The sequence below is a fragment of the Microvirga sp. P4_G7 genome (assembly GCF_056401005.1).
This window is the reverse complement of sequence record NZ_JBFUKD010000537.1, coordinates 1-2,592: the sequence shown is the minus strand read 5'-3', so window position 1 is coordinate 2,592 and position 2,592 is coordinate 1. Positions and strand designations below refer to the sequence as shown.

Annotated in this window: 4 protein-coding genes; 2 read left to right on the top strand and 2 right to left on the bottom strand. The window is 62.0% G+C overall.

Annotated elements, in window-relative coordinates; all coding sequences use genetic code 11:
- Positions 1 to 162: 162 nt before the first annotated feature.
- A complete protein-coding gene (locus tag AC1DT3_RS17565; protein WP_477466522.1) occupies positions 163 to 498 on the top strand; it encodes a hypothetical protein in 336 nt (111 codons plus the stop codon).
- A gap of 126 nt (positions 499 to 624) precedes the next feature.
- Positions 625 to 837: a hypothetical protein gene (locus AC1DT3_RS17560; protein WP_477466521.1), complete on the top strand. Its 213-nt coding sequence runs from the start codon at positions 625 to 627 to the stop codon at positions 835 to 837.
- 77 nt (positions 838 to 914) lie between these two features.
- Here the strand turns inward: AC1DT3_RS17560 and AC1DT3_RS17555 are convergent, their stop codons facing one another.
- Together AC1DT3_RS17555 and AC1DT3_RS17550 are read right to left on the bottom strand one after the other, a co-directional pair.
- Positions 915 to 1,061, bottom strand: coding sequence for a hypothetical protein (locus tag AC1DT3_RS17555; RefSeq protein ID WP_477466520.1), 147 nt, complete (start codon positions 1,059 to 1,061; stop codon positions 915 to 917).
- Between the two features lie 283 nt (positions 1,062 to 1,344).
- The coding region (locus tag AC1DT3_RS17550; RefSeq protein ID WP_477466519.1) for a UdgX family uracil-DNA binding protein at positions 1,345 to 2,592 on the bottom strand (1,248 nt) is incomplete at its 5' end.

The following is a 2,592-nucleotide window of genomic DNA, read 5'->3' as shown; positions in this document are numbered from 1 at the left end:
ACGCTACGGCCTTCCCTACGACGTCGCGATGGAGGACGTGGAAATTTGGGCGATGAATCGCCGTCTGTGAATCGCAGTCTGTGAATGGACGAAATTCGACCGCACGCGTCACGTTTTCATCGTGCATGGCGGCCTGCATGAGCGACGACAAGGAGCCGTGCCATGGCAAACCATAAATTCGCGGTCGGCGAAATCGTGCTCTACACCGACAGACGCTTCCCGCAACTCACGTGGAAGGCGCCTTACACGGTCGTCGCATGCATCAAGGCGAGCACGGTCGACGCCAAGTATCGGATCAGATCCATCCATCGCCATGACAGCCGCATCGCCTCCGAGCACGAGCTCAGCCGCGGACCCCTGTCCCGACGCTCCCAGCGACCCTGGCAAGAGCGGTTCCGCGATGGGCCCCATCTCCAGCACGCCGCCAATCTCAACCTGTTGCCGGCCGAGCGGCGTCCTTCTCCCGAGCGTCAGACACCGGTGACCGGCCACGCCTAGCCAGAAGACATCACGTGTGCCGATCGAACCTCGGCGGTGTCGTCACCGCGCCTCCCAGGCGATCGGTCGCGCCGTCGCGCGTTGTGCCGCGCGACGGACAGACATGGATCCTCGAAAGGAATTTTGATGACGAAGTATCGTTATGCGTGCGGACAGCACGTGACTTTCACCGACAAGCTCATCCTCGGCGCCACATGGAGCGGCGACTTCGTCGTTACGGAGCAATTGCCGTCGGGAGATGAAACACCGCGCTATCAGATCAAGCGCGCCAGCGAGCCGTATTGCAGGGCCGCCTTCGAGCATCAGCTCAGCGCGGCCACTTTTGTCGTCTCGGGGTGATCCTAGGGCGACGGGGGATAAGACCACTCGTCGCCTTCATCAGGCCCGACTCGGTCGGGCCCGGTCGTGCAGTGGTGTTAGCCGATCATTTCGAGGACGATCTGGCGAATTTCTTCTCTCGACAAGCCGGAAGATTGCTCCGTCTTGGCGGCATTGCGGCGACGAACTTCAGAGCGCGCCGGTTGTTGTGCATTCGGTGCACGGATTTTGGTTACGGTAGACATTTAACTCCCTCATGAATTGAGGCTGATTAGCAGGTATGGATTAAAAGATTTGTGACAGTGATGAACTGCACGATCCGCGCTCACTCGCGTGAACGACTTGAATACAATCGATTTTGTGCGGGAATGGGCCTCGGGCTGCATTGAAAGCGCGCTACGGGCCACCGAACGTGTCGGTTGGATGCTTGCTATATAGCCGCAACAGCGTCGCAATTCAAGGTTTATTATTTTGGAGAGCGGTCACCGGCCCTGAATCGACCCTGCAACAACGGTTTCTCTCCCGGCATCAGCGGTGGGCGCCGCCTGCCTTCTGACGGATCTGCCCGAGATCGGCGAGGAACGCGTCGTAGGCGCTTCGCTGCGCCGTCTCATCGGGAAGGCGCAAGAGGTAGGAGGGATGCACGGTCATGTAGCCCGGCCAGCGGTCGAATTGTGCCGGCCCGCGGTTCCGCGTGATGGCGACGGCCCTTCCGGTCAGGGCAAGAGCGGCCGTTGCCCCGAGCGCCACCACGAAATGCGGGCGCACCAACTCCAGTTCCTTCATCAGCCACCACCGATAGTGCTTCACCTCCCCCGCCGTCGGTTTCTGATGGATGCGCCGCTTGCCACGCTGCTCGAACTTGAAATGTTTGACCGCATTGGTGAGGTAGCACGCCTCGCGCGCAATCCCCGCCGCGGCCAACGCACGGCTCAAAAGCTGTCCGGCCGGTCCGACGAAGGGTCTGCCGCGCAGGTCCTCCTCGTCGCCCGGCTGCTCGCCGACGAAGGCCAAACGTGCGCCCACCGGCCCTTCGCCGAGAACCGCCTGAGTCGAGCCAGGCACCAGCGGCTCCGCGTCAACGATGATGCGGTTGAGTTCGGCAAGGGTTCGCGGTTCCTGCTCGGCCATGGCGAGAACCGCTTTGGTGGGGTCGCGCTTGACCGAGGATGACGCTTGCCGTTCGATCATTTCGGCGACCAGGGCGGGCGCCGCGCGCACGAGGTGCGGGATGGAGCGCGCCTCCGGCAGATTTCGCCAGTACTTCTTCGGCATCTCCGCGCGCATCGCCGTCGGGTTGACCCGCGCCGGATTGAAAATGCTCTCGTAGTAACCACGCCATCCGTCTTCGACATCGTCATGAGGCGGTACATCGCCTGGCCGTCCCGCAGGACCGACGATCAGTTGCTCGCGGTTCCAATGCAAGGAGCCGATCGGCGTCAAGATGGCCCAGTCGAGGCTGCCGAAGCGCTCGATGAAAAACGGCGCCGTTGCTTCGAGGATGAAATGCTCCGGCTCGAACCATGCGAGAAAGCGTTCCGCGCCCGCCTCTTCGATGCGGCGGAATCGCACGAAGGCGTGCATCTTGTGCAAGTCGCGCCGAACGGATTTCGCCATCATTTCGAGGCGGTGGACAAGCGGATCGCTCGGTATGTCGAGCAACGCCTTCTCGCCGTGAAGGACGCGCCACAAAAGGGTGTATAGCAATCCATATCGCTCCACGTCGCGGTGACAGACGACGCGCTGGACGAGATCTGCGACGGCGCGCGGCAGGGC

What these genes read in the sequence shown, in the direction of transcription:
- AC1DT3_RS17565 (WP_477466522.1), top strand. Translation starts at nt 163, where the DNA reads ATGGCAAACCATAAATTCGCGGTCGGCGAAATCGTGCTCTACACCGAC.
- AC1DT3_RS17560 (WP_477466521.1), top strand. Translation starts at nt 625, where the DNA reads ATGACGAAGTATCGTTATGCGTGCGGACAGCACGTGACTTTCACCGAC.
- AC1DT3_RS17555 (WP_477466520.1), bottom strand. Translation starts at nt 1,061, where the DNA reads ATGTCTACCGTAACCAAAATCCGTGCACCGAATGCACAACAACCGGCG.